This window comes from Parahoeflea alexandrii, from assembly GCF_024105735.1.
GTDB classification, from domain to species: Bacteria; Pseudomonadota; Alphaproteobacteria; order Rhizobiales; family Rhizobiaceae; genus Hoeflea; species Hoeflea alexandrii.
Window position 1 is genome coordinate 294,883 of sequence record NZ_JAAAML010000003.1, and the last position, 25,802, is coordinate 320,684.

The 25,802-nt window shown below is 62.0% G+C and carries 24 protein-coding genes; 10 read left to right on the forward strand and 14 right to left on the reverse strand.

The annotated features are described in order from the left end of the window. Positions 1-50: 50 nt before the first annotated feature. Positions 51-989, reverse strand: coding sequence for a DUF808 domain-containing protein (locus GTW23_RS16255; protein WP_252916528.1), 939 nt, complete (start codon positions 987-989; stop codon positions 51-53). A 398-nt stretch (positions 990-1,387) separates the two neighbouring features. Between GTW23_RS16255 and GTW23_RS16260 the strand changes: the two genes are divergently transcribed. Further along, positions 1,388-2,233: a DMT family transporter gene (locus GTW23_RS16260; protein WP_252916529.1), complete on the forward strand. Its 846-nt coding sequence runs from the start codon at positions 1,388-1,390 to the stop codon at positions 2,231-2,233. A 62-nt stretch (positions 2,234-2,295) separates the two neighbouring features. Here GTW23_RS16260 and sthA read toward each other — a convergent pair whose 3' ends face one another. Continuing rightward, the gene (sthA, locus tag GTW23_RS16265) at positions 2,296-3,690 is read right to left on the reverse strand and encodes a Si-specific NAD(P)(+) transhydrogenase (protein WP_252916530.1); all 1,395 of its coding nucleotides are present in this window, start codon (positions 3,688-3,690) and stop codon (positions 2,296-2,298) included. A 252-nt stretch (positions 3,691-3,942) separates the two neighbouring features. Continuing rightward, positions 3,943-4,824, reverse strand: coding sequence for an AraC family transcriptional regulator (locus GTW23_RS16270; protein ID WP_252916531.1), 882 nt, complete (start codon positions 4,822-4,824; stop codon positions 3,943-3,945). 163 nt (positions 4,825-4,987) lie between these two features. Between GTW23_RS16270 and GTW23_RS16275 the strand changes: the two genes are divergently transcribed. Together GTW23_RS16275 and GTW23_RS16280 are read left to right on the forward strand one after the other, a co-directional pair. After that, entirely contained in the window at positions 4,988-5,902 is a 915-nt protein-coding gene (locus GTW23_RS16275; protein ID WP_252916532.1) for an aldo/keto reductase, read from the forward strand. An 87-nt stretch (positions 5,903-5,989) separates the two neighbouring features. Beyond that, the gene (locus GTW23_RS16280) at positions 5,990-7,870 is read left to right on the forward strand and encodes a monovalent cation:proton antiporter-2 (CPA2) family protein (protein WP_252916533.1); all 1,881 of its coding nucleotides are present in this window, start codon (positions 5,990-5,992) and stop codon (positions 7,868-7,870) included. 271 nt (positions 7,871-8,141) lie between these two features. Here GTW23_RS16280 and cysN read toward each other — a convergent pair whose 3' ends face one another. The 3 genes from cysN to GTW23_RS16295 are packed head-to-tail and all read right to left on the reverse strand — an operon-like array spanning position 8,142 to position 11,407. Further along, on the reverse strand, positions 8,142-9,605 hold the full coding sequence (gene cysN / locus GTW23_RS16285) for a sulfate adenylyltransferase subunit CysN (protein ID WP_252916965.1): 1,464 nt from the start codon (positions 9,603-9,605) through the stop codon (positions 8,142-8,144). Between the two features lie 35 nt (positions 9,606-9,640). After that, the gene (cysD, locus tag GTW23_RS16290) at positions 9,641-10,573 is read right to left on the reverse strand and encodes a sulfate adenylyltransferase subunit CysD (protein ID WP_152009495.1); all 933 of its coding nucleotides are present in this window, start codon (positions 10,571-10,573) and stop codon (positions 9,641-9,643) included. Positions 10,574-10,594: 21 nt separating this feature from the next. Then, the gene (locus tag GTW23_RS16295) at positions 10,595-11,407 is read right to left on the reverse strand and encodes a phosphoadenylyl-sulfate reductase (protein ID WP_252916534.1); all 813 of its coding nucleotides are present in this window, start codon (positions 11,405-11,407) and stop codon (positions 10,595-10,597) included. Positions 11,408-11,681: 274 nt separating this feature from the next. On the opposite strand from GTW23_RS16295, the gene cysQ reads away from it, so the two are divergent. Beyond that, positions 11,682-12,467: a 3'(2'),5'-bisphosphate nucleotidase CysQ gene (cysQ, locus tag GTW23_RS16300; protein WP_382264760.1), complete on the forward strand. Its 786-nt coding sequence runs from the start codon at positions 11,682-11,684 to the stop codon at positions 12,465-12,467. A 56-nt stretch (positions 12,468-12,523) separates the two neighbouring features. Here the strand turns inward: cysQ and betA are convergent, their stop codons facing one another. Continuing rightward, positions 12,524-14,200: a choline dehydrogenase gene (gene betA, locus GTW23_RS16305; RefSeq protein WP_252916971.1), complete on the reverse strand. Its 1,677-nt coding sequence runs from the start codon at positions 14,198-14,200 to the stop codon at positions 12,524-12,526. 86 nt (positions 14,201-14,286) lie between these two features. Between betA and GTW23_RS16310 the strand changes: the two genes are divergently transcribed. Both GTW23_RS16310 and GTW23_RS16315 read left to right on the forward strand, forming a co-directional pair. Then, a complete protein-coding gene (locus GTW23_RS16310; protein WP_252916537.1) occupies positions 14,287-14,532 on the forward strand; it encodes a type II toxin-antitoxin system RelE family toxin in 246 nt (81 codons plus the stop codon). Positions 14,533-14,538: 6 nt separating this feature from the next. Next, positions 14,539-14,889 (forward strand): helix-turn-helix domain-containing protein, encoded by a 351-nt coding sequence (locus GTW23_RS16315; protein WP_252916538.1) that lies wholly within the window; start codon positions 14,539-14,541, stop codon positions 14,887-14,889. A gap of 19 nt (positions 14,890-14,908) precedes the next feature. Here GTW23_RS16315 and betB read toward each other — a convergent pair whose 3' ends face one another. The 5 genes from betB to GTW23_RS16340 form a co-directional block, all read right to left on the reverse strand. Next, complete coding sequence (betB, locus tag GTW23_RS16320) at positions 14,909-16,375, reverse strand: betaine-aldehyde dehydrogenase (protein WP_252916539.1); 1,467 nt, start codon at positions 16,373-16,375, stop codon at positions 14,909-14,911. A 48-nt stretch (positions 16,376-16,423) separates the two neighbouring features. Beyond that, the gene (locus GTW23_RS16325; protein WP_252916540.1) at positions 16,424-16,705 is read right to left on the reverse strand and encodes a cytoplasmic protein; all 282 of its coding nucleotides are present in this window, start codon (positions 16,703-16,705) and stop codon (positions 16,424-16,426) included. After that, positions 16,702-18,240 carry a choline-sulfatase gene (betC, locus tag GTW23_RS16330; protein ID WP_252916541.1) on the reverse strand — a complete coding sequence of 513 codons (1,539 nt, stop codon included), beginning with the start codon at positions 18,238-18,240 and terminating at the stop codon, positions 16,702-16,704. Before betC ends, GTW23_RS16325 begins: the two co-directional genes overlap by 4 nt. After that, entirely contained in the window at positions 18,237-18,830 is a 594-nt protein-coding gene (gene betI, locus GTW23_RS16335) for a transcriptional regulator BetI (RefSeq protein WP_152009489.1), read from the reverse strand. Before betI ends, betC begins: the two co-directional genes overlap by 4 nt. Positions 18,831-18,957: 127 nt before the next feature. Next, positions 18,958-19,992 (reverse strand): DMT family transporter, encoded by a 1,035-nt coding sequence (locus tag GTW23_RS16340; RefSeq protein ID WP_252916542.1) that lies wholly within the window; start codon positions 19,990-19,992, stop codon positions 18,958-18,960. A 343-nt stretch (positions 19,993-20,335) separates the two neighbouring features. Between GTW23_RS16340 and GTW23_RS16345 the strand changes: the two genes are divergently transcribed. The 4 genes from GTW23_RS16345 to GTW23_RS16360 all read left to right on the forward strand — a co-directional run bounded on the left by GTW23_RS16345 (position 20,336) and on the right by GTW23_RS16360 (position 24,068). Continuing rightward, a complete protein-coding gene (locus GTW23_RS16345) occupies positions 20,336-20,944 on the forward strand; it encodes a glutathione S-transferase family protein (protein WP_252916543.1) in 609 nt (202 codons plus the stop codon). Positions 20,945-21,088: 144 nt separating this feature from the next. Beyond that, positions 21,089-22,255: an acetyl-CoA acetyltransferase gene (locus GTW23_RS16350; RefSeq protein ID WP_152009486.1), complete on the forward strand. Its 1,167-nt coding sequence runs from the start codon at positions 21,089-21,091 to the stop codon at positions 22,253-22,255. Next, entirely contained in the window at positions 22,252-23,007 is a 756-nt protein-coding gene (locus GTW23_RS16355; RefSeq protein WP_252916544.1) for an SDR family NAD(P)-dependent oxidoreductase, read from the forward strand. The genes GTW23_RS16350 and GTW23_RS16355 overlap by 4 nt, the downstream gene beginning before the upstream one ends. Positions 23,008-23,132: 125 nt before the next feature. Beyond that, on the forward strand, positions 23,133-24,068 hold the full coding sequence (locus GTW23_RS16360; protein ID WP_152009484.1) for an RES family NAD+ phosphorylase: 936 nt from the start codon (positions 23,133-23,135) through the stop codon (positions 24,066-24,068). 118 nt (positions 24,069-24,186) lie between these two features. Here the strand turns inward: GTW23_RS16360 and GTW23_RS16365 are convergent, their stop codons facing one another. Beyond that, positions 24,187-25,029 (reverse strand): EamA family transporter, encoded by an 843-nt coding sequence (locus tag GTW23_RS16365; protein WP_252916546.1) that lies wholly within the window; start codon positions 25,027-25,029, stop codon positions 24,187-24,189. 224 nt (positions 25,030-25,253) lie between these two features. Beyond that, a complete protein-coding gene (locus GTW23_RS16370) occupies positions 25,254-25,586 on the reverse strand; it encodes a hypothetical protein (RefSeq protein ID WP_252916548.1) in 333 nt (110 codons plus the stop codon). Positions 25,587-25,802: the final 216 nt, after the last annotated feature.

Here is a 25,802-nt window from a genome sequence, read left to right on the forward strand (position 1 = left end):
TGCCTGGCCGCGCTCTCGTAGGGCGCGGGTAGCGGGGGTGGACTGACGGCTTAGCCGCGCTTGAGAACGCGCTTTCCAACACTGTAACCGGCCAGCAGAACCAGTCCGACCGCCAGGCCGAAGATGCCGCTGATCAGGGCTTCCATGGCCCAGCCGAGAAGGCCCGGTGCGAAAGTGACGGAATCCCGCACCATCGCTGACATGTCCTTGACGAAATGCTCGAGCGTGTCGAGGCCGAAGGTTGCCAGGCCATGGATGATGATCGACCCGCCAACCCAGAGCATGGCGGCCGTGCCGACGCTCGCAACCGTTTCCATGAAGGCGGGCATGCCGCGGACGATCGCACGGCCAAGGCTGCGGGTCGCGTCGAAATAGGCGCCCTGGGCCATCTTCAGCCCGACATCGTCCGCCTTCACAAGGATCGCCACGCTGCCATAGACCAGAACGGTGATGCCGATGGCCACCACCGCAAGCACAAGGCCTTCCATCCACAGCGAACTGGCCTCGATCGAGGACAGCGCAATGGTCATGATTTCGGCAGACAGGATGAAGTCGGTCTTGATCGCACCCGCAACCCGCTGCTTCTCGAGATGGGCGTGGTCGATCGGATTGCCGTCATCGACAGGCAGCGGTTCGGGATGAAACAGGTGCCATATCTTCTCCGCCCCCTCGAAACACAGATAGGCGCCTCCGACCATCAACAGCGGTGGCAGCATCCATGGCGCGAACGCGTTCAGCAGCATGGCGATCGGCAGCAGGATGACCAGCTTGTTGAAAATCGATCCGCGCGCAATCTGCCAGACGATGGGCAGCTCCCGCGCTGCCGGAAGGCCGTGGACATATTTCGGCGTGACCGCCGTGTCGTCGATCAGGATGCCGGCTGTCTTGACCCCGACCTTGGCAGCCTGCGCTGTAACGTCGTCGAGTTGCGCTGCAGCCAGCTTGGTCAGGGCTGCAACGTCATCCAGAAGGGCAAGCAATCCGCTCATTTTGTCAGTTCCTATTCTTGCCTGCTCCGTGGCCGGTGTCGATCGGCCTATCTGATGCGGTCGGTGGCGGCAACTCCGGCCGGCATCGCATTGGCAACTTGCGAAATCCGGAAAGGTTCCGCAAGCTTCGTGGGGCAAATATCCCGGGGACGCCGCTCCGCCCGCTCAGGACACGCGCGCATGAAGCGTCTGCATCCTGCTCGCCGGCGAGAACGGGCCCAGCACCCTACACTGTAGATTGCGCGGTGTGCGGCCCTTGTGCCGCCTGCCGGTGGCAAGCCTGTTTCTCTGTTGCGGGTTGCATTCGTGACGCGGATCGGGATCATGCACGGCGGGTAGAGGCAGCCTTTGAGGGGGAAGACGTGCAGCAACAGGGGTTTGAATTGCGGGCCAGCACCATGACCGGAATCGTCATGATGTGTGTGGGCGTGGCCAGCCTCTGCGTCAATGATGCGCTGGCCAAGACCCTCACCGAAGGCTATTCGCCGCTGCAGATCCAGTTCATGCGCAACCTGATCGCGCTGCCTTTCGCGTTGCTGATTGCATTCAAGATGGGCGGAACACCGGCTCTGCGTTCTCATCGTCCGCTGGCGCATCTACTGCGCGGCACGCTGTGGATCAGCGCCACTTTCATGTTCTTCACCAGTATCATGTATCTGGGCCTGGCCGAGGCGACCGCGCTGATCTTTGTCGCGCCGCTGTTCATCACCGCGATCTCCGCCATGTTCCTGGGCGAGCATGTCGGCTGGCGCCGCTGGCTGGCCGTGCTTGCGGGTTTTGCCGGCGTTCTGATCGTGGTCCGGCCCGGCGGGTCGACATTTCAGCTGATTTCGCTGCTGCCGGTGGCGACCGCCTTTGTCTACGCGTTGCTGATGCTCAGCGCTCGCTGGGTGGATTCGCGCGAGAGCGTCTGGACCCTGCTGCTTTACCTGACAGCGACCGGCGCCTTGCTGAGCGCCTTCATCGTGCCGCTGGTCTGGGTCCCGGTGCGGCTTGAGGATGTGTGGCTGTTTGTCGGCATAGCCGTCTTCGGAACCGCGGGCATGACGCTGATTACCCAGGCGTTCCGGCTGGCGCCGGCGGTCGTCGTGGCACCGCTCGATTACACCGCCCTGTTGTGGGCCACCATCCTCGGCTGGCTGTTCTGGAACGAGATCCCCGACGCGATGACCTTTGTCGGCGCGGCGGTGATCGTTGTGAGTGGTGTTTTCATCATCCTGCGCGAACACTCAGCCGTCGAGTGATCGCGGTTCGCGCCATGACGGTGAACCAAGTCTGCGGGTCAGCCAGTGAACCGTCCCGGTGATCAGTTCGTTGGCATCCGGTTCCAGGCGTCGAGGGCTGCGATCTTGTAGGCTTCGGCCAGCGTCGGATAGTTGAACGCGTTCTCGACGAAGTATTCGAGCGTGCCTTTGAGATTGAGCACCGCCTGGCCGATATGGATGAGCTCGGTCGCTCCCTCGCCGACAATGTGGCAGCCCAGGAGCCGCCGCGTCTTCAGCGAGAAGATCATCTTCAGCATGCCGTTCCCCAGCCCCATGATGTGCCCGCGCGAGGTCTCGCGGAACCGCGCCACGCCGCATTCATAGGCAATGCCGCGCTCGATCACTTCCTCCTCGGTCATGCCGACGGTGGAGATTTCCGGCACCGAGTAGATCCCGTAGGGAAAGAATTTCGGCGGCTCATGGGCATGCCGGCCAAGCGCGTGGCAGGCGGCGATACGGCCCTGTTCCATCGATGTCGAGGCCAGGCTCGGAAACCCGATCACGTCGCCAGCGGCATAGATCGACGGCACTTCGGTGGCGAACGTCACCGGGTCGACCTTGATCCGCCCGCGGCTGTCGCTCTCGAGCCCGCAGGCCGCAAGGTTGAGGCTGGCGGTGGCGCCCATGCGGCCGGCTGCAAACAGCACCATCTCGGCGCGGATGTTGCGCCCGCCCTCCATCTGGATCTCGCACATGCCGTCGTCGAGCTTGCTGATCTTCTCGGCTTTCCGGCCGAAGCGCAGCACCATGCCGCGGTCCTTGAGTTGGTGGGTGAAATCGCCGATCAGCTCCCGGTCGATGAAGTCGAGCATGGTCTCGCGCGGCTCGATCAGCGTCACATGCACGTCGAGCGAACTGAAGATCGTCGCATACTCGATTCCGATGACCCCGGCGCCGATCACAGCGATCGAGCGGGGCAGGTGGTCGAGCGACAGGATCCCGTCGCTGTCGAAGATCTGCCTGTCGTCAAACGGTACGTAGTCGGGGCGGAACGGCACCGTACCGACCGCCAGCAGGATGGAATCGGCGGAGAACTCGAAGCTCTCGCCCTGTTCGCCATCGACCGCGATGGTATTCTTGTCCTTGAACCGGGCATCGCCCCTGAGCGTGGTGACCTGGTTGCGGGCAAATTGGTGTTCGAGCACCTCGATCTCGTGGTTGAGCGTAATGTCGAGCCGGGCCCTGAGATCGCCCGCCGTCAGGTCCTGCTTGACCCGGTAGGACCGGCCGTAGAACCCGCGCTCGCGCCATCCGGAAAGGTTCAGCGCGGTTTCCCTGAGTGTCTTCGATGGAATGGTGCCGGTGTGGACCGAGACCCCGCCGACCCGGTGGCCGCGTTCCACGACCAGAACCTTCTTGCCGAATTTCGCAGCCTGGATGGCCGCCCGCCGCCCCGCCGGGCCGCTGCCGATAACGATGAAGTCGTAATGTTCCATGAATAGAAGCCCAGGGTCCGGGATTGATTAAAACTTTAATCAATCAGACCACGAAGCTTCTAAGGAATCGTTGCTGCGCTGCGGGAAAGGTGGGGCAGGCCTGCATTGATCGCAGATGGTTGTCGAAGATTGCGGTGCGGTGAGCGGCTGCCACGGGAGGAAAGGGGATGTTCGCTGCGGTGAGTGAATCGAACCGAATGCCACGGCACGCAGGCTTTCAATCTTTTGATGCGGCGCGGATTGTCTCCACGATTATGCTGGTTCGAGGGCCACGGTACCTTCCCTGCTCGGAGCCGTACCGAACTTGCGCTGGTAGTCGCGGCTGAAATGGGTGGGGCTTTCGTAGCCCACCTCGAAACTTGCCGACGCCACGCTGTGATGGCCTGCTCTCAACAGGTCGCGCGCGGCAATCATGCGCAAATCCTTCTGGTATTGCAGGGGCGTTGTCCCGGTGACCTGTTTGAAATGACCATGAAACGAGGATTGGCTCATGCCTGCCAACTGGGCGAGTTCCGGTATCGACAGGTTCTGCCGGAAATCCCTCTTGATATGCACGATTGCCTTCGCCACACGGCTTGCATGACTGTCGATCGACAACAGGTTGCGCAACATTCCTCCAATCGGTGAGATGAGCAGGCGAAAGTGGATCTCCCGCAGAATAGACGGGCCCAGAACCTCGGCTTCAACGGAGCTGTTCATCAATGCAAGATACCTGCCGATCGTCTCGATCACCTTTGTGTCGGCGGGACCTGCTGCAAGCGAGCGGTGAGGCATCATCTCCTTGGAAACGGAACTGATCTGGTCATAAAGGCTTCTCAGCATGCCGTGCTCGAGGGATACAATCAGCGCCAGGTAGGGCTTGTCCACGGAAGCGGAAACAATGCGCGATTGGACGGGAAGATCGTGGCTGACAATAAGCGCGCTGCCGGCGTGCAGGGTGACGAACTGATCGCCGACCGACGTCTCCTTTGCCCCCTGCAGGACCAGGCACGCCACCGGCTTGTAGACGACTGCATCAAATTCGCTGACCTCCATGGTTTGCAGGACGGTCAAATTCGGCAATGCGGCGCGATTGTCCTGCCTGTGGCGGTTCGAATAGGCGAGTGCCGGGGCAATCAGGTCTGAATACTGCATGTTTTCATCCTATTTGGATGTTTTGTACCATTTCTTGAGGCATTCTGCATCCATTTCTCCTTTCAATTGGAGGAATTGGCAGATCTTTCGAAGGATGTGGCAGGCGGGGCCAATTCGTGTCCGATAGTCTGGCCCGATCGCTTAATCGCAATCGGAGACGACCATGGCCATGATGACGCGCACTTTTCCGCTCAACGAAAACGTTGATATTCCCGCTGTGGGATTTGGCACCTATCTTATCTCAAACGAGGATGCGCCCAAGGCCGTCCAGGCCTCGATCGAATGCGGCTACCGCCACATAGACACGGCATCCGGCTACCGGAACGAGGCGGCGGTTGGTGAGGGGATCAAAATGGGCCTGGCATCGACAGGCCTCACCCGAGAGGACATTTTCGTGACCACCAAGCTCTGGCCCGGCAATCCCGCATGGGGAGACGCGCCAAAGACACATGAGCAAACCCTTGCTGAGTGCGATGCAAGTCTGGAACGGCTTGGCCTGGACTATGTGGATCTTTACCTGATCCATGCACCCTCTGGCGGACCGGAGCGCCTCTCCCAGTGGCGCGCGCTCATCGAACTACAGGCTGCGGGAAAGGCACGTTCCATCGGCGTCAGCAATTTCAACCTAGCCCATCTGGAAGAAATCCGGGCCGCGGGGCTGCAGACACCTGACGCCAACCAGATCGAACTGCATCCCTGGTCACAAAAGCCGGAACTTCTTGCCTACATGGCCGAGAACGGAATTGCGCCGATCGCCTACAGCAGCCTTGTGCCGCTTTCCACTTGGCGCACCGTGGAGGGGCAGGCCAGTGCCAAGACGGACCAGATGAAAGCCGACAGTGGCGTGTTTACGGACATGGCCGCAAAATACGGCGTAACCGAAGCCCAGTTCCTGCTTCGTTGGGGCGTGCAGAACGGATATGCGGTATTGCCAAAGAGCCTGAATCCAGAACGTATGAAGCAGAACATCGATCTCGAAGGTTTTGAAATCGACAAGACCGACATGGCGGCCGTAAGGACAATGGATCGTGGCCAGGGCGTGGCCTGGGCGACGGGCGATCCAAGCACCGCCGTTTAAACAAGAGGCGAAGCAGTCCCTGTTCGGCCTGACAAGGGGTCGGTTCGGGCAGGGAGCCGCATTCGATTACAACCCCGGAGAGACGCTATGACCGCCGAGTTCATGTTCATTACCTTTACGCTGTTTCTGGCCGGCATGATCGCTGTTCCGCTTGCCTCACGCTTCGGGCTAGGCTCGGTTCTGGGGTATTTGATCGCGGGAATTGCCATCGGCCCTGTCTTACACTGGGCCGGTGTTGACGTTGCCGCCCTTCAGCATTTCACCGAGTTCGGCGTGGTGATGATGCTGTTCCTGATCGGTTTGGAAATGCAACCCAAAGTGCTTTGGGCCATGCGGGCGAAGATCTTCGTGATGGGCGGTCTGCAGGTTGGTCTGACCACCGTGGCGGTTATGGCAATAGCCATGCTGTTCGGACAGGCATGGACCATTGCGCTCGCCATAGGGCTGATCTTCGCCTTGTCTTCGACGGCGATCGTCACGCAGACGCTAAATGAGAAGGGATTGATGCGCAGCGATGGCGGGCAGGCGGGTTTCGCGGTGCTGTTGTTCCAGGACATCGCGGTCATTCCAATGCTCGCGCTGATTCCGCTGCTTGCGCTGAAGGAACTCAGCGACGCTTTGCATCAGGGTGATAACCATGGCGGAGGGCACGGCGATTCAGCGTTGAACCTTAACCTGGTTGAAGGCTTGCCCGGCTGGCAGACCGCACTGATTACAGTGGCTGCCATCGTTCTGGTGGTTCTGGCAGGCCGCTATCTGACAGGTCCGATCTTCCGGTACATTGCACGCGCCCGGCTGCGTGAGCTTTTCGTCAGCACTGCATTGATGATGGTCGTCGGCATCGCGCTTCTCATGACAATGGTCGGCTTGTCGCCTGCGCTTGGAACCTTCCTGGCGGGTGTCGTCATGGCCAACAGCGAATACCGGCACGAACTGGAAAGCGACATCGCCCCCTTCAAGGGTATCTTCCTCGGCGTCTTCTTCATCACTGTCGGGGCGAGTATTGATTTTGCGCTGTTGAGCGAGAACGTTGCGCTGATCATCGGTCTGACGCTTGGCCTGATCCTGCTTAAATGTGTCGTCATGCTGGTGCTTGGCCGTGTCTTCAAGCTGGCCGGAGGCGACAAATGGCTGTTTGCGCTGGGCCTTGCGCAGGCCGGCGAATTCGGCTTCGTGCTGGTTTCCTTCACGGTTGCCAATGCCGTTGTTCCATCGCCGATCGCCGACCTGCTGCTGCTGGTCATTGCGATTTCGATGCTTCTCACCCCGGCCCTGTTCATCCTCTATGACTGGCTGATTGCGCCGCGTTACTCGCGCCAGCAGGAACGCGAGGCTGACGAAATTGCCCATGGTTCAGGGATCATCATCGCGGGCCACGGCAGGTTTGGCGGCATCGTCAATCGGGCATTGCGGGCGGCCGACTACGAAACGACGGTGATAGATTACAGCAATGATCAGCTCAAGATGCTGCGCCGGTTCGGCCTCAGCGCCTATTACGGCGACGCGACACGTCCCGATCTTCTCCATGCTGCCGGTATTGAAAGTGCCAAGGTCCTTGTGATCGCCATCGACAACAAGGAAGCGGCAACCGAACTCGCGCGCCACATGCACGAACATCATCCCCGGGTTCATGTCATTGCCCGCGCCATCGACCGTTGGCACGTCTACGACCTCTGGTCCGCCGGTTGCCGCGACATTATCCGCGAAACCTATGACAGCTCGATCCGTGCGGCGCGGTCTGCCTTCGAAGCGCTCGGCCATCCCCGCGAAAAGGCGGAACGGCTTGTTGGCGCGTTCGAAACGTTCGACCGCAAGACGATGATTGAAACGGCGCAAGCCTTCATACAGAGCGAGGATCCGCATTCCGACGACAGCGAATACTCCCGCTTGATCCGCGAAAATCAGGAAGCCTGGGAAGCGCAATTGAAAGCCAGCATGCAGGAAGTGCTAAAAGCGCGCCAGGATTGATACCGACATAAAATCAGATGCAGAGCATTGAGGAGCTGGAGTCTGCTGCATGATCCTTCTTGACGTCAGATAGCCTTATCGGTCAACGAGCTGTACGCAGTGAACTGGAGCACCAGAACAACAGATGAACGGCCGATCAGGCCCGGCGACCGACCGCCTTCCAACAAACACCGCATCTGATGCGATCCATGCATGTGCCAGCGTCCTGCCCAAAGCTCCCGTCGCGCGCGCAATTTCAGCATTCGGCCTGATTCGCCCACCGGCCGCCCATCTACTCCGCATCCACCTCCTCAGGCCCCGTCACCCGGATCTCTCCGGCATGCGAGCGCGCAAACTCCGTTTTCAGGAAGGCCTCCAGCAACCGCGCCGGCAGCGTGACCGTGGCGCGGTCGGCGTCGGGCAGGGCGTCGAAGCGGCCGGATTTGGAACACTTGCCGTCGATCATGCCGCCGGCAACCGTGTTGAGGCTTTCCGGATCGATCAGGATGAAGGCGCCGGTTTCGCGGTTGGTCTCATACGGGTCGAAGATCGCCGTGTCCTCGAAATCGAGATCGACCACACCGATGCCGTTGACCGGCAGGAAGGTGGCGTCGTCCCAGTTTCCGGTCGCAAGGTCCAGCGCCGAGGTCGGGCGCACCATTACCCGCTGGCGGCGCGCGCCGGCCTTGAGCCAGTAGCGCTTGCCCGGCACGACGCCGTCGGGTGACAGCGCCACCAGCCGGGCGCTGAAGGCGCGGCCGGTCTGCGGCCGCTGGTCGATGGCCGCGATCATGTCGCCGCGCGCCACGTCCACCGGCCGGTCGAGCACCAGCGTGATGGCATCGCCGGAAACCGCCGCGTTGCGTACCAGGTCGTAGGTGACGATGGCCTTGACGTTGGCTTCCACGCCCGAGGGCAGCACCACAACGCTGTCGCCGGGCTTGATCGATCCGCCGGCGACCGTGCCCTGGTAGCCGCGAAAGCCTTCGCCGGGGCGCGAGACGCGCTGCACCGGCAGCCGGAACCCGGTGGTCTGGCCTGTGCGCTGGGTGGCTTTCTCCAGCGTCTCCACCAGTGTCGGGCCCGAGTACCATGGCATCACGTCGTCACCGCGGAGCACGATATTCTCCCCCTTCAGCGCCGACACCGGAATGGCGGTGACCTGGCGCACGCCGAGCGACAGGGCGATCTCCTTGAAGTCGCGCGAAATCGCCCGGAACCTGGCCTCGTCATACTGCGCCAGGTCGATCTTGTTGACCGCCAGCACGAACTGCCGGATGCCCATCAGCGCCGCGATCGTCGCATGCCGCCGTGTCTGTTCGAGAATGCCCGCGCGCGCATCGACCAAGAGCACCGCCAGATCTGCGGTCGACGCGCCGGTCGCCATGTTGCGGGTGTATTGCACATGACCGGGCGTGTCGGCGACGATGAAGGAACGCCGGTCGGTGGCAAAATAGCGGTAGGCGACATCGATGGTGATGCCCTGTTCGCGCTCGGCCTGCAGACCGTCCAAGAGCAGCGCGAAATCGGGCAGGCCGAGCTCGTTCTGCTTGCCGGTGGAATCGCGCCTCAGCGTCGCCGCCTGATCTTCCTTGACCGCCTTGGTGTCCCACAACAGCCGGCCGATCAGTGTTGATTTGCCGTCGTCGACGGAGCCGCAGGTGATGAACCTGAGCGGCCGCGCCTGTCGCGCAACCGTCTCCGGATGGGCCTCGACATGGGAGCCGGCGCCGGTTGCGGTGTCGGCGGAATCAATGTCTGCGGCGGTCTGCGAAAGTGTTTGAGAATTCATCAGAAATAGCCTTCGCGTTTCTTCTTTTCCATGGAGCCGGACTGGTCGCGGTCGATCGCGCGGCCCTGCCGTTCGGACACGGTTGCGATCTCGAGCTCGGTGATCACTTCATCGAGTGTGGTTGCTTCCGATCGGACAGCGCCGGTCAGCGGGTAGCAGCCCAGCGTGCGAAACCGCACCATCTCTTCGCGCACCTGTTCTCCCGGCAGCAGTTCGAGCCGTTTGTCCGCCGCCCAGATCAGCATGCCGTCGCGCTCGACGATCTTGCGGCGCGCGGCGAAATAGAGCGGCACCAGCTCGATCTGTTCGGCCTGGATGTAGCGCCAGATGTCGACCTCGGTCCAGTTCGACAGCGGGAAGGCGCGTACGCTTTCGCCGGGATGGATCATGCCGTTGTAGATCGACCACAGTTCCGGGCGCTGGTTGCGCGGGTCCCAGGCGTGGTCGGGTGTCCGGAACGAGTAGATCCGTTCCTTGGCGCGGGAGGCTTCCTCGTCGCGCCGCGCGCCGCCGAAAGCCGCGTCGTAGCGGCCCATGTCGAGCGCCTGCTTCAGCGCCTGCGTCTTCATGATGTCGGTGTAGCGCGCCGAACCGTGGCTGAACGGGGTGACGTTGTCGCGCAAGCCTTCCGGGTTGGTGTGCGAGATAAGATCCAGTCCATGTTTGGCGACCACCGCATCACGGAAGGCGATCATTTCCGGAAACTTCCAGCCGGTGTTGATGTGCACCAGCGGAAACGGCAGCTTGCCCGGGTGAAACGCCTTCAGCGCAAGGTGCAGCAGCACAGAGGAATCCTTGCCGATCGAATAGAGCATCACCGGACGCTCGAATTCGGCCGCCACCTCGCGGAAGATGTGGATCGCCTCGTTCTCGAGCGCTTTCAGATGCGGGTCGAGCGGCGGCTTGCCGCGCCCGTGTTCAATCACGTTCATGTCGATGTCCTTCGCGGGGTCTCAGGAAGCCGGCCTTTGGGATGCCGAAATCGTTACTTTGGGTTGGCCTTGCGCACGCGAGCCGGAAACCGAGGCCGACAGGTGCAGCCCGCATTCGCGGCGCTCGTCCTGCTCCCACCACCAGCGCCCGGCGCGCTCCGGCTCGCCCGGCTTGATGGCGCGGGTGCAGGGCTCGCAGCCGATCGAGGGAAAACCCTTCGCGTGCAGCGGGTTGACCGGCACATCGTCGGCGCGCGCGCGCGCCTGCAGGGTTTCGAGCGACTGATCGGCCAGCGGATTGATCTTGAGCAGGCTGCGGTCGGCGTCCCATTCGGCGAGCGGCGCATTGGCCCGGTTTCCCGACTGGCCGCGCCTGAGGCCGGTCACCCAGATCTCGGCATCCGCCAGCGCGCGCCCCAGAGGCTGCAGCTTGCGGGCATGGCAGCAGGCGTGCCGCGCCTCGACGCTGTCGTAGAACCCGTTCATGCCGTAGAGCGCGACGAAGCCGTCGACCTCGTCCTTCCATGGCCGGAACACCTCGATTGACAGGCCGTACTGCGCCTCGGTCTTGTCGAGCAGTTCCAGTGTCTCGGCAAACAGCCGCCCGGTATCGAGCGTGACGATGCGCAGCTCGGCGCGTGTTGCCGCGATGATCGAGGTCAGCACCTGGTCCTCGAGCCCCAACGAGGTGGTGAACACCGCCCGGCCCAGCGACGCGATGCGCAGGATCCTGCCCGGCAGCGGCATCGAGGCAAGTTCCGCATTCAGCTGGGCGGCAAGCTGGGGCCCGAAATCGGGATCTGCGGCTACTTTGGAAGTTTGGGGCTTGGTCATGAGAGCGGCTCCGGTTGAAGTCTCAATTTTCAACCACCGTGTCAGCAAAGACGAGGCATCACAGTCTTTTTGGCCGGGCCGAAGAGGTCTGTTGTTCTGCTCAGGCGGGGTGCAACGGAAAAACCTGTCCAATTACCGCCATTGTTGCATTGCACTCATGATTGACCGGGCGCTGCAATCATGCGACGCCAGAACGCAACGACAATCCGACCCTGGACAAGTGCAGATGGGCGCCGCAGACCGATCCGATTCCGACCATCAGCCCTTGCCGGACCTGATCGACACCTTTGAGAAAGCGGCGATTGCGGCGGGCAGGGAAATACTGGCTGCCCGCGCCGCCGGTGCCAGGGTTTCCATCAAGTCGGACTCCACGCCCGTGACCCAGGCCGACCGCGCCGCCGAAGCCATCATCCTTGCCAGGCTGACGGAACAGTTTCCCGACGTGCCGGTGGTTGCCGAGGAAATGGCCGAGGACGGCAAATGCCCGAACTCCACCCAGGCCTCCTATTTCCTCGTTGATGCGCTTGACGGCACTGGCGATTTCATCGCCGGCCGCAACGAGTTCACCGTCAACGTGGCGCTCATCCGGGATCTGAAGCCCGTGGCCGGTGTCGTCTACGCCCCGGCGCTGGGGCGCATCTGGAGCGGCGCCGGACTGAAGGCCCATGTTGGCGAAGTGACCGCCGAGGGCGAAATCCGCAACCGGCGGGAAATCCGCACCCGCGCCCTGCCGAAAACGCCGGTCGCCCTCGTCAGTCTCAGCCATCGCGAGCCCGAGACGCAGGCCTGGCTCGACAAGCTCCCCGCCCACGAAACCGCCCATATCGGCTCGTCGCTGAAATTCTGCCTCGTGGCTGAGGGCAAGGCCGATGTCTATCCCCGGCTCGTGTGCCTGCACCAATGGGACATCGCCGCCGGTGATGCCGTGCTCCGCGCGGCTGGCGGCGTGACCCTCGGCCTCGACGGCAATCCGCTCGAATACGGTGTCGACAATTCCGACTTCGGGTGTGGCCGTTTCGTCTGCTGGGGCCAGCATCCCGATGCGGCCGCCGCCAGGTGATCACGCCTTGAGGCTTGATCTCATCACATCCCGGAAATGATCGCTGCGGGTATGGCTCAGGCCTGTTTCAGCCTGTCGGTCTCGCGCCAGTCGGGGTTCATCCAGGGTTCGAGATTGCTCGGCGCCAGCGGGGTGCGGCCGAGAATGTGATCGGCGGCCTTCTCGCCGGTCATGATCGACGGGCCATTGAGATTGCCGTTGGTCACCCGCGGAAAGATCGACGAGTCGGCGACCCTGAGGCCCTCGACGCCGATCACCCGGGTTTCCGGGTCGACCACGGCATGGGGATCGTCGGCGCGGCCCATACGGCAGGTGCCGCAGGGATGGTAGGCGCTCTCGGCGTGTTCGCGGATGAAGCCGTCGATCTCTGCATCGCTCTGGATATGGCTTCCTGGCTGGATTTCCTTGCCCCGGAACGGGTCGAAGGCTTTTTGCCCGAACACTTCGCGGGTGATCCGCACGGCGCGGCGGAAATCGCGCCAGTCTTCCTCGTGGCTCATGTAGTTGAAACGGATCACCGGCGCGTCCTTCGCCTCGCCCGAACGCAGGGTGACAGCGCCGCGCGAGGGTGAGCGCATCGGCCCGACATGGGCCTGGAAGCCGTGCATGGGGGCGGCAGCCTTGCCGTCATAGCGGATCGCGCCGGGCAGGAAGTGGAACTGGATATCGGGGTAAGGGACACCCGCTTCCGAGCGGATGAATGCTGCGGCCTCGAACTGGTTCGAGGTGCCGAGTCCCTGCCTGAGGAACAGCCATTGCGCTCCGATAACGGCTTTTGAGAACAGGTTGAGCTTCGAGTACAGCGTGATCGGCTGGATGCATTCCTGCTGGATATAGACCTCGAGATGATCCTGCAGATTGGCGCCCACGCCCGGACGGTCGGCGACCACCTCGATGCCGTGTTCGCCAAGATGTGCACCCGGTCCGATGCCCGACAGCATCAGCAGCTTCGGCGAGTTGAAAGCCGAGGCCGCGATGACAACTTCACGCCGTGCCTTAACAACCTGAATCGAGCCGCGAACGTCGAGCTCGACCCCGGTGGCGCGGTGATTCTCGATGACAACACGACGCGCCAGGCCCTTGACGAGACTCACATTCTTGCGCTTCAGCGCCGGCTTGAGATAGGCTTGCGCTGCCGACCATCGCTGACCCTTGTGGATGGTCTGCTCCATCAGGCCGAAGCCCTCCTGGCGCGATCCATTGTAGTCCTGCGTCACCCCGTAGCCTGCTTGCCGGCCGGCTTCGATGAAGGCCGAGAACAGCGGATTGACCGCCGGCCCACGCTGCACATGCAACGGTCCGTCGGTGCCGCGCCAGCCGTCCTCGCCGCCGATGCCGCCATCCTGGTGCGAGGTTTCCATGCGCTTGAAATAAGGCAGCACGTCGGCGAACGACCAGCCATTGGCGCCTTGCTCGGCCCAGTGGTTGAAGTCCTCGGCGTGGCCGCGCACGAACACCATGCCGTTGATCGATGAAGACCCGCCGATCACCTTGCCGCGCGGCGCGGCAAGCCGCCGGTTGCCCAGATTGGCTTCCGGTTCGGTGGTGTAGCCCCAGTCGTAAAGCCCCATGTTCATCGGGTAGGACAGCGCCGCCGGCATCTGGATGAACGGCCCGAAATCCGATCCGCCATGTTCGATGACGATGACCGAATATTTCCCGTCCTCGCTCAGTCTTGCTGCCATGGCCGATCCGGCGGAACCTGCGCCGACGATGACGAAATCTGCTTGCATGGTCATGGTGATGCTCGTCTCTAATGGAGGGTTTGCCCTGCAGTGTCATGATTGACGGGAATATAGCTAAGAGCTATATTCTGCCGATGAAGCGGGTCGTCTATTCCAAGGCAGCGGTAAAAAGCCTCGCCCGGATGCAACCGAAGCGGCGCGCGGCCATTTTCGCCAAGGTGGATGCATTCGCGCGCGGCGAACTGGTCGATATCAAAAAGCTGTCCGGGTCCGACCTGTACCGCATCCGGGTAGGCCAGGACCGCGTCATCATCGACGACCAGGGCGTTGTCGTCTTGGCGATCAGCGCAGGCCCGCGCGGCGGCATCTACAAGGAGTGACTCTCGATGGGCGAACTTCAGAAACTGACCATTGACGGCAAGACCTACGTTCTCGTCGGTGAAGAGGACTATGAAGACATGATGGACAGCCTCGAGGCACACGCGATCCTTGAGCGCGTCAGGGCGGGCGAAGAGACCTGGCCTTCCGAACTCGTGCATGAACTCATGGAAACCGACAGCCGCATCCGCACCTATCGCAAGTATCGCGGCATGACCGGAAGCGAACTTGCCGCAGCTGCGGGCATTTCCCAGCCCCACCTTTCCGATATCGAAAACGGCAAGAAGGCTGGCTCGGTCGATGTGCTCAAGCGCATCGCAACCGCCCTTCGTGTCGATCTCGACGATCTCGTGGTGTGATAAGCCCATCACCTGCACCTCAATACGGGCTGTCTACGGGGCCGGTGGCGACATAGACGCTCTTGAGCCGCGTGTAGTGTTCGATCGCCGCGCGGGAGTTTTCGCGCCCGATGCCTGACTGCTTGACGCCGCCGAAGGGGGCCTCGACCGGGGTGAGATTGTAGGTGTTGATCCACGTCGTGCCGGCATCGAGCTTGGCGATCACCCGGTGCGCGCGGGTGAGGTCGGCGGTGAACACGCCGGCCGCCAGACCGAACTGGGTGTCGTTGGCCCGCCCGATCACCTCGTCCTCGTCGTCAAAGCTGAGCACGCTCATCACCGGGCCGAAGATTTCTTCCCGCGCAATCGTCATCTCGTCGGTGACGCCTGCAAACACGGTCGGCTGGATCCAGGCGCCTTTCTCGAAGCCCTGCATCTCCGGCACGCCGCCCCCCGTGACCAGCCGCGCGCCCTCAGACTTGCCGGTCTCGATGTAACCCAGCACCTTGTCGCGCTGTGCTTTCGAGACCATCGGTCCCAGATGCGTGTCGGGGTCGAGCGGATCGCCGAGCCGGATCGCCTCGGTGCGGGTCTTGAGCCGTTCGAGGAAGCGGTCATGCACGCCGCGCTGCACGAACACCCGTGTGCCGTTCGAGCAGATCTGCCCGGTCGAGTAGAAATTGCCGAGCATTGCCCCGCCGATGGCGCTCTCGATGTCGGCATCGTCGAACACCAGGATCGGCGACTTGCCGCCAAGCTCCATCGTCACCGCCTTGATCGTCTGTGCTGCCGCCGCCAGCACCTTGGCGCCGGTCGGCACCGAGCCGGTCAGTGACACCTTGGCGATATCGGGATGCGAGGCGAGCACCGCCCCGACATCGCCAAAACCCTGCACCACGTTGAAGAGGCCGTCCGGCAGGCCTGCATCCTTAAAGGCTTCCGCCAGCATCAGCGCCGTCAGCGGGGTCACTTCCGACGGCTTGAAGATAAAGGCATTGCCGCAGGCAAGCGCCGGGGCCGATTTCCACGCTGCGATCTGAACGGGATAGTTCCAGGCGCCGATGCCGGCGCAGATCCCGAGCGGTTCGCGGCGCGTGTAGACGAAGTCGCCGCCCAGATCGACATGCTCGCCGGTGATCGCACCCGCGAGCCCGCCAAAATACTCAAGCGCATCCGCTGCCGAGGCCGCGTCGGCCACCAGCGTTTCCTGGATCGCCTTGCCGGTGTCGAGCGTCTCGATCCGGCTTATCTCTTCGTTGCGTTCGCGCAGGATCTGCGCCGTGCGCAACAGGATCCGGCCGCGCTCGACGCCCTTCAGCCTGGCCCAGGCTGGCTGCGCGGCCTTTGCCGCCGCGACAGCCTGCTCGATCACCGCCGGCGTTGCCGAGTGCAGCCGGGCGTTTACCTCGCCGGTGGCCGGGTAGATGCTCTCGAAGGACCGACCGGAGGCGTCCTCGCGGTACTGTCCGTTGATGTGGTGGGATGCTTTCGGCTGTGCGGCGGTCATTGTCCGGCCTTTCGCTTTTTCGTGTTCATCTCTCGGCGGTTCTCGCCATCAGGCCCGGCCGGAACCGAACCACCTGTCCTTCATCTCCCGCAGGAAGACCGGACTCATGCCGAACCCGGCCGCGTCCCCGATCACCGCGTCGATGCCGCAGCTCGGGCACAATGCCGTCCATTCGCCTTGCGCGCGGCTTTTGTCCGTCCAGTGCAGCACGGCGCTCGCCGTGAACACGCTCTCGCAGTGGAAGCAGCCGCAGCGCCGGCTCTTTTCGAGCTCCGTGCGATTGTGGACGGAGTGGCTCTGGGCCCGTTCGAGTTCCTGCCTGTTCATCATTCCCCGCGCGGAAACCGTTGTGATTCTTCGAGGATGTTGAGGTCCATGTGGTTGCGCATGTAGCGCTCCGAGGCCTTCTGCAGCGGCTGGAAATCCCACGGGTAGTAGTTGCCGTTCCTCAGCGCCTCGTAGACCACCCAGCGCCGCGCCTGGCTCTGCCGCACCTCGGCGTCATAGGCCGCCATGTCCCAGCGGGCCCGGACCTGGGCCATGTAACCGGCCACAAGATCGGCATGGGCGGGCTCGGTCGCGAGATTGGTGAGCTCATCCGGATCGGCTTCGAGATCGAACAGCAAAGGTTGGTCGAGTTCGCAATGGCTGAACTTGTACTTGCCGTCCCGGATCGCCACCAGCGGCGCCTGCGAGCCTTCTGCCGCATACTCCATAAGCACCGGCGTGGTGCGCTTCTCGCCGCCCATCGACGGGACCAGGCTTTCGCCGTCGGTCCAGGGCGCGACCTCGTCAAGCGACACGCCCGCAAGGGCTGCCAGCGTCGGCGTGATGTCGAGATTGGAGGTCGGCTCGGCAACCCGGCGACCGTCGGTGCCCGGCACCGAAATCATCAGCGGCACCCGGGAAGAGCCGTCGAAGAAGCTCATCTTGAACCACATGCCGCGTTCGCCCAGCATGTCGCCATGGTCGGAGCAGAACACGACGATGGTGTTGTCGGCCATCCGCGTGGCTTCCAGTGTCGCCAGAATCCCGCCGATCTTGTCGTCGAGATAGGAAATGTTGGCGAAATAGGCCTGCCGCGAGCGCCGCACATTCTCGTCGGTGATATCGAAATTCTCGGAATCGTTTGCCTTGTAGAGCCGCTGCGAATGCTGGTCCATCTGCTCATAGGGGATCGGCGGCACGCGCGGTTCGAGTTCCGCGCAGCCCTCGTAGAGGTCCCAGTACTGCTTGCGGGCGACGTAAGGATCGTGCGGATGGGTGAACGACACCGTCAGCGCCCAGGGGCGGGCTTCCTGATTGTCGCTGGTCCGCGAGAGCTGGTGCAGCTTCTGGGTGGCGAAGAACGCCACCTCGTCGTCATATTCCATCTGGTTCGAGGTCTCGGCCACACCTGCGCCGGTGACGGACCCAAGATTGTGGTACCACCAGTCGATCCGTTCGCCGGGCTTGCGGTAATCCGGCGTCCAGCCGAAATCGGCCGGATAGATGTCGGTGGTCAGCCGTTCCTCGAAGCCGTGCATCTGGTCGGGGCCGACGAAATGCATCTTGCCCGACAGGCAGGTGTAGTAGCCGGCGCGTCTGAGATGATGCGCATAGGTCGGAATGTCGGAGGCGAACTCGGCCGCATTGTCATAGACCCGCGTCCGTCGCGGCAACTGCCCTGACATGAACGAGGCGCGGCCCGGCGCGCACAGCGGCGAGGCGGTATAGTTGTTGGCAAACCGCACCGAGCGCGCGGCGAGTTTCTTCAGGTTCGGCGCGTGCAGGAAATCCGCCGGCCCGTCGGGAAACAGCGTGCCGTTGAGCTGATCGACCATCAGGATGAGAATGTTGGGCCTCTTGGCGCCGGCGTTCGTCATACCGTCCTCCCGCGAATTTCCAGCAATTGCGTTTCGATGTGATCCTCGACCAGCGCCACCGCATCATGCCGGGCCGGACCTGTGCCGAGCGCCTTGCGGATGTAGAGCCCGTCGATCATTGCAGCCGCACCCTCGGCAATGCGCTCGGCTTCGTACTGGCCGCAGAGTGGCGCGAGCCCGCTCATCAGGTTGGAATGCAGCCGCCTTGCATAGACTGAAAGCAGCCGCCGGATCTCCGGCGCGCGCTGGGCGTCGACGTAGAACGCCAGCCAGGCCGCGACCACGTCCTCGGAGAACTGCTTGTCGGAGAAGCTGACCGCGATGACCGCCGAGACCCGCGCCCTATGGCTCCGCGCGGTCTTCAGGGCTTCCACCGTGTCGCGTCTCAGATCGCGGAGCAGAGCCCGCACCGACGCCGTGATCAGTTGCTCCTTGGAGCCGAAATAATGGTGTGCGAGCGCAGGCGACACGCCGGCGCGACCGGCGATGTCCGACATCGTCACATCCATCGAGCCGCGCGCGCCGATGGCTTCGATGGCCGCATCCGTCAGCGCCTTGCGGCGAATTGGTTCCATGCCGATCTTGGGCATTTGCATACCTTCCGAGAAATGGATGGTCGAGGCCGGACCCTCGACGGCAGGCCAAGTCTAGTTTTGATTGACTGATCAATCAACCAAAATTTGCCATAGCTTTTGCCTCGACTTGTTCAGGGAAGCGCTATGCCGGGTCGGAAGCAGGTATGTCGGTGTCCTCTGTCACGGCCGGAACCCCGGTGGCGATCAGGGTCTCGCCGACCGGCGCGGGTGTCTCGGCCCGCTCGGGCGCGCGCAGTTCGCGATAACCGATATAGAGCCCGGCGCCGATGATCAGTGCCATCCCGGCAAGCGTGTTGAGCGCGGGAACCTCGCCCCAGAAGAACCAGGCTGCGGTCGCGGCAAACGGCAGGTAGGCATAGTCGAACGGCGCGATCAGGCTCGCATTGGCCACCTGGTAGGCGCGGCTCAGAAGAATGTATCCGGTCATCCCCACTATGCCCAGGAGCGCCAGGTCGGCCATCTGTGCTGCGTCCGGCACAATGAATTCAAGCCGCAGGTGATGGAACTCCGGTCCCATCGGCACCAGCGTGGTGACCAGCCATCCCAGCGGCCAGATCATCAGCCCGGATCCGCCGATGGTCCACAACCCCATCGTCAGGCTGCTTTCGCCGTCGCCGACGCGCCGGGTCAGGATCATCGATGCCGCGTAGGACATGGCGCAGATGAGCGGCAGCAGCGCCACCCACTGGAAGCTGTCCTGGCCGGGCGCCATGGCGATCAGCACCCCGCTGAAGCCCACCACAAGGGCTGCGATCCGATGCACTCCCATGCGCTCGCCCAGGAACAGCGCCGCCAGGATGCCGATGAACAAGGGTGCGGAGAAGAAGATCGTGGAGACTTCTGCCAGCGGCATGAACGGAAAGGCCGCGTAGAACATGGCGAACCCGCCGGTCAGCAGAAACGCCCGCAGCAGGTGTATAGGCCACAGCGGCGTATAGAGACTGTGCTTGCCGCCAAGCCACGTGATCAGCGGCGCCAGCACCAGCACGGCGATGCAGGCGCGAGCAAAGATCAGCATCCAAAGGGGTTGCGCCCCGAGCAGGTCCTTGATCAGCAGGTCCTGGCCGACAAAGCACCAGGCGCCGCCAAGCACGCAGGCAATGCCCTCGATCGGGCGCGACGATTGTGCGGGCGCAAGGGAGGCCACTGCGGTCATTGTGAAATCCCCCGGTTTCATCTCGTCGGCTGCAGGCTGCGAACCAGCGGACCGCGCGGCGTGAACTCGACTGGGCAGCCTGAAAACCATGGCCGATTTTTCGATGTCGCGCGCGCCATTCCGCGACATCGAGGCCGAAAAATGCCGGACGCGCCGGGGCCGCCACCCGGGCCATTTCCAGCGCATGCACAAAGCCGGCCCGACACGCCGGACGGCGAGGCGACGGCGACGATTTCCGGCACTCCCGGCCACGCGCAGGGTCGCTCTATTAATGCTGACATAAACTGTCATCATGACAGTGCTAGTCGGGCCTCGGAACCATCAACCGGACAGGAGATCCGAAATGCTGACGCTCTACCACTCGCCCCAAACCCGCTCATCCCGCATCATCCGCCTGCTCATCGAGCTTGGCGTGCTTGATCAGGTCGATGTCCGCATCGTCACAGTCACGCGCCAAGACGGATCGGGCGGCGCCGATCCGTCCAATCCGCATCCGGAAGGCAAGGTGCCGCTGCTGGTGCACGACGGAGTCGAGCTATGGGAATCAAACGCCATCATTGTCTACCTGACCGACCTTTTTGCCGAAAAGGGGCTTGGCCGGCGCATTGGTGACAAGGACCGCGGCACCTATCTGAGCTGGCTTGCCTGGTATGGAAATATCGTCGAGCCGGTGTTGGTCTTCACCGCCGCCGGGCTTAACCATCCCTATCTCGATGCCACATTCCGTGGAGCGCCGGAGGTGGCGGCGCGGCTCACCGCCCAGCTCGAAAAGACGCCCTATCTGATGGGCTCGGAATTTTCCGCAGCCGACCTGCTTGTCGCCTCGCCCTACACATGGATGCCGCAAGCCACGCCGGATGTGCAGGTTGTCCGGGACTGGATAGAGCGCTGCGAGAGCCGTCTCTCGGCCAGGCAGACCATGGAGTTCGACAGGGCGCACATGCCCGGATAACCGGATAGTGCGCTGACGGCATCTCATCCCCGCGACCAGCGCGAACAGCCCGGTCGCGGGGTGAAATCCGTTCTCCCCTTTACAAAGCCGCCCGCGGGATCAAAATGCGCGCCAGCACAGACAAGATTCCCGGGAGAGTAGATCATGAGCGCCTGTATCATCGGCTGGGCCCATACGCCCTTTGGCAAACACAGCGACGAGACTGTCGAAAGCCTGGTCACAAGGGTGGCGCGAGAAGCGGTCGAGCATGCCGGGCTCGAAGCCGGAGACATCGACGAAATTTATCTCGGTCATTTCAACGCAGGCTTTTCCGCGCAGGATTTCACTGCAAGCCTGGTGCTTCAGGCCGACGATGATTTCCGCTTCAAGCCTGCCACCCGGGTCGAGAATGCCTGCGCCACCGGTTCGGCCGCCGTCCACCAGGGCATCAAGGCGATCCGCGCCGGCGCTGCGAAGCGGGTACTGGTCGTCGGCGTCGAGCAGATGACCACGACGCCCGGGCCGCAGGTCGGCGCCAACCTGTTGCGCGCCTCCTATCTGCCGGAGGATGGCGACACGCCGGCGGGTTTCGCCGGCGTCTTCGGCAAGATCGCCGACGGCTATTTCCAGAAATATGGCGACCAGTCCGACGGGCTTGCGGCAATCGCCGCCAAGAACCACAAGAACGGCGTCGACAACCCTTGGGCGCAGATGCGCAAGGATCTGGGCTACGAGTTCTGCCGCGCCGAAAGCGACAAGAACCCTTACGTCGCGGGCCCCTTGAAGCGCACCGACTGCTCGCTTGTCTCCGACGGCGCCGCGGCCATCGTGCTCGCCGATGTCACCACCGCCATGCAGGCGCCGCGCGCCGTGCTGTTCCGCGCCGCCGAGCATGTGCAGGATTTCCTGCCGATGTCCAAGCGCGACATTCTGGCCTTCGAGGGCTGCGCGCTCGGCTGGAAGCGGGCCTTCGCCAATTCCAAGACCGCGCTCGACGATCTTTCCTTTGTCGAGACCCACGACTGCTTCACCATCGCCGAACTGATCGAATATGAAGCCATGGGGCTCGCCAAGCCGGGGCAGGGCGGCGACGTCGCGATGAGCGGCGCCACGCAGAAGGACGGCCGGCTGCCGGTTAATCCCTCCGGCGGCCTCAAGGCCAAGGGCCACCCCATCGGCGCCACCGGCGTCTCCATGCATGTGCTTTCGGCGATGCAGCTGACCGGCGAGGCCGGCGGCATCCAGGTCAAGAATGCCGAACTCGGCGGCATCTTCAACATGGGCGGTGCAGCGGTGGCCAACTACGTCTCCATCCTCGAGCGCATCCGGTGACGTCTAGCGCCACCGGTCACGTCGTCGTCACCGGTGGCGCGTCCGGCATCGGCGAGGTCACAGTGCTGGCACTGATCGATGAAGGCGTTGCCGTCACCATCCTCGATGCGAACGACGAGGCTGTGGCCCGCCTGGAAGACCGGCTGGCGGGCGAGGATGTGCAGGCACTCACCTGCGATGTCACCGACGAGGAGGAGGTGGCCGACTGCCTTTCGCAGGCCGTCGACGCCTTCGGGCCGGTCACTGGTCTCGTCAATTGCGCCGGCATCGCCCGCGACATCCCGGCCGAGAAGACCAGCGCCGAGATCTTCCGCCAGATCCTCGACGTCAATCTCACCGGCAGCTTCATCACCTGCCGCGCCTGCCTCGACCAGATGGGCGACACGCTGTCGATCGTCAATCTGTCCTCGGCGTCGGGCATCCGCGCCAATGCGGGCAGGGTGGCCTACGGCGCCTCCAAGGCCGGCGTCATCCTGATGAGCCAGGTGCTCGCCAGCGAGTGGGGCGCCTCGGGCGTCCGCGTAAACGTGGTCGCGCCCGGACCGGTCGACACGCCGCTGATCTCGAACCTCCACACCATCGACGACCGCAAGCGCTGGACCGCCCAGATCCCGCTGCACCGCTACGGCCGCCCGGACGAAATCGCCGACGCCATCCTGTTCCTGCTGTCGCCGCAAGCCAGCTACATCAACGGCCATGTTCTGACAATCGACGGCGGGTTCAGCTCTACGGGGATCCTGGCGGGGCGGTGAGGCATGTAAGTCAAGACGTTAGGAGAGAATCCAAGTATAAATAAAAAGCGGCTCGAGAGTGAATTAGTTATGGCTGATAAGTCAGGCAAATTGCATGATGTTTTTACGAAACATTTGGAAAAAATATGTCGCCACCCTCACGATTTGAAATTCGACAAGAACTGAAAAAGCTTAACCGATTGGACCCGGAGCGCGCCTTATATTCGGCAATAAATTCAACTTATATAAAAATCATGCACGGACTCGTCACTGTCGTGGGGATGGCAGGTGGGGGAGAGCTTTTTTATCGAGTGCGTCGAACTAAAGGCTCAAAGCCAACGCTGGTGTCTGAGCTACAGGCACCTCCTGAGAAATTTGTGACTGGTTATCAAAGATGCAACCCACCCGGAACTCCGATGTTTTATGCCGCGTCAAGGCGCATAGGGGCGCTTGTCGAGGCACGCGTTGAACCCGGAGAGATCGTCTATTTAAGCGAATGGATAGGGCGCAACCGGATACCGGTAAATAGGATATTCGAGAATGAAGAAAATCAAATAGTTCCATTCGTCGAAATGTCCACAATTCATGGGCCAAACCAAGATATCATTCTAGCTCATCTGGATACTATGTTTACCAAGCGCATACACTCCACGTTTGGAGACGATTACAAATTTACAGCAGCAATAGCTCAACAGCTAACAACAAAGTTCCCGGAAAACGAAGAGCATGATGTTCATGAAGACGGGTATGTTGCATTAAAATACCCTTCTGTCTTGAATCGAGAGAACATCCATAACACCGCCATGCATGCGAGCTTCGCTTCGGAGCGACTCGAACTGTTGCATGTAATGGAGTTGCGCGTAAATTCTAATGATGAAGATGATTTTTCAATCGAAGTAATAGATACTGCCGTAAATATTTTGGGAGACAAATTTGAATGGACAGGCAATCCCAAGCTTATTCCAGAGATGTTGGATAAAAAACGTAGCGTCCCATTTATTTTTAATGGAAATAAATGGAGCAGGAGGTTGTTTCAGGGGGATGTAACAATGGAATATATTAATAACTTAATGAAGGAGTGAATTTTATTATTTATGTGTTGCAATGTATTTCTTGAAATTATTTACTGCGTGAGCCAATATGCAGTTGAAATGAACGCACATTCAACACATTGAGACCATCTTATTTCGGCGGAAGATCTTACCCCCGCCGCCCGATCGAAACCCCGGCCGCCGTCGCCCCGATCACCAGCGCCATGCCGGCCCATTGCGCCGGGCTGAACCATTCGCCGAGTGCCACCGCGCCGATGGCAGTGGCCACCACCGGGCTGGCAAGCGAAAGATAGGTGGCGCTTGAGCCGATCCGGCCGATGCCGCGGGTCCAGACGAAATAGGCAAACGCGGTGCCGAGCAGCATCAGCCAGCCATAGCCGAGCATTTCGCTCAGCCCCGGCGCTGGCGGCAGGCCCTCGATCACCAGCGCAACCGGCAAGAGCATAGCGCCGCCGAAGATCAGTTGCCAGGTGGTGGTCTCGAGCGGCGTCCCCATCCGCCCCCAGCGGTCGATCAGCACGGTGCCGATCGCCATCGACAGCGCCCCGCCGATCGCCGCCGCGACACCGATCGGGTCGGGGCGGGCCTCCGGCGACAGCACCAGAAGGCCGACCCCGATCACGCCGGCGACACCGGCCAGCAGCTGGACCCGGTTCGGCGCGCGGCGGATCAGAAATGCGGAGATCAGCACCACCACCAGCGGCTGGATTGCGCCCAGCGTCGCCGCCAGCCCGCCCGGCATCCGCGACGCGGCGACGAAAAGCAGCGCGAAGAACAACCCGATATTGGTGAACCCGATCGCCGCGTGGCGCTTGAGCGCGGCCATCGGCGGGATGCGCGGATTGAGCATCAGCAGGATCAGCCCCGCCGGAAGCGCCCGCATCGCGCCAACGAGCAGCGGATGGCTGACCGGCAACGTTTCGGTAAACACCACATAGGTTGAGCCCCAGAGCATCGGCCCGAGAAGGGTAATCAGGATGGTGCGCAGCATGGGGACTCGGAGCGGTTGGGTGGGGTACAGCAAGCTTAGCGCCGATCAAGTCCGATTGGAAACATTTGAACGACGGAGCAACGTGACCCAGGCAACGCTAACCTCGCGCGACGTCCGACAAAGAGGCGGCATTGTCCGTGTTCAAGTTGTTGGTGTCCCCAATTGGGAGGCCATCCGTGTCTTGCGGTGGGATCGGGGGCCATGCAGGCTGACACGGAATTGTTTTAGATTCCCGCCCACAGGATGCAGCTGAGCAAGCCGACCACAAAACAGACCGGCAAGACATTTGGGGAGCTCAGCCATCTCCCGGAAGACTGCCGTCCCAGCAAGACCAGAACGCTGGTGGTTACTCCGGCCGCCGCACCCAGGCCCAGAAAAAGAGTTATGGCCACGTCGATAAATGCGCCAGCCCCATCGGCTCTGGAATTGCTTTGATATTGCAGCACGGCAACCAAAACTGCGACTACGGTTGCCCAGAACAGCAGTCTCCAATGCCACAGGAACCCAAACAGCACGAAGCCGATCACGTATGGGGGCACAACAATGAAGAACAGCATAGATCACTCGGACAGTTGCAAAAGCCAGACTCATTCCATCATGTGTGGCTGGGTCAAGCCATTTGCAATTTTTCCGGGTACAATCCTTCACGGGCGCTTAACAGATAGAGTCCCTTCAGCTACGAATTGGTTGTCGCACTGAAGCAGCGATAAGAGCGCTGCCGCACCAGTTCGCAAGTGCACCTGGCGAAGCCAATGCAGTTGCTTGCTTGTATT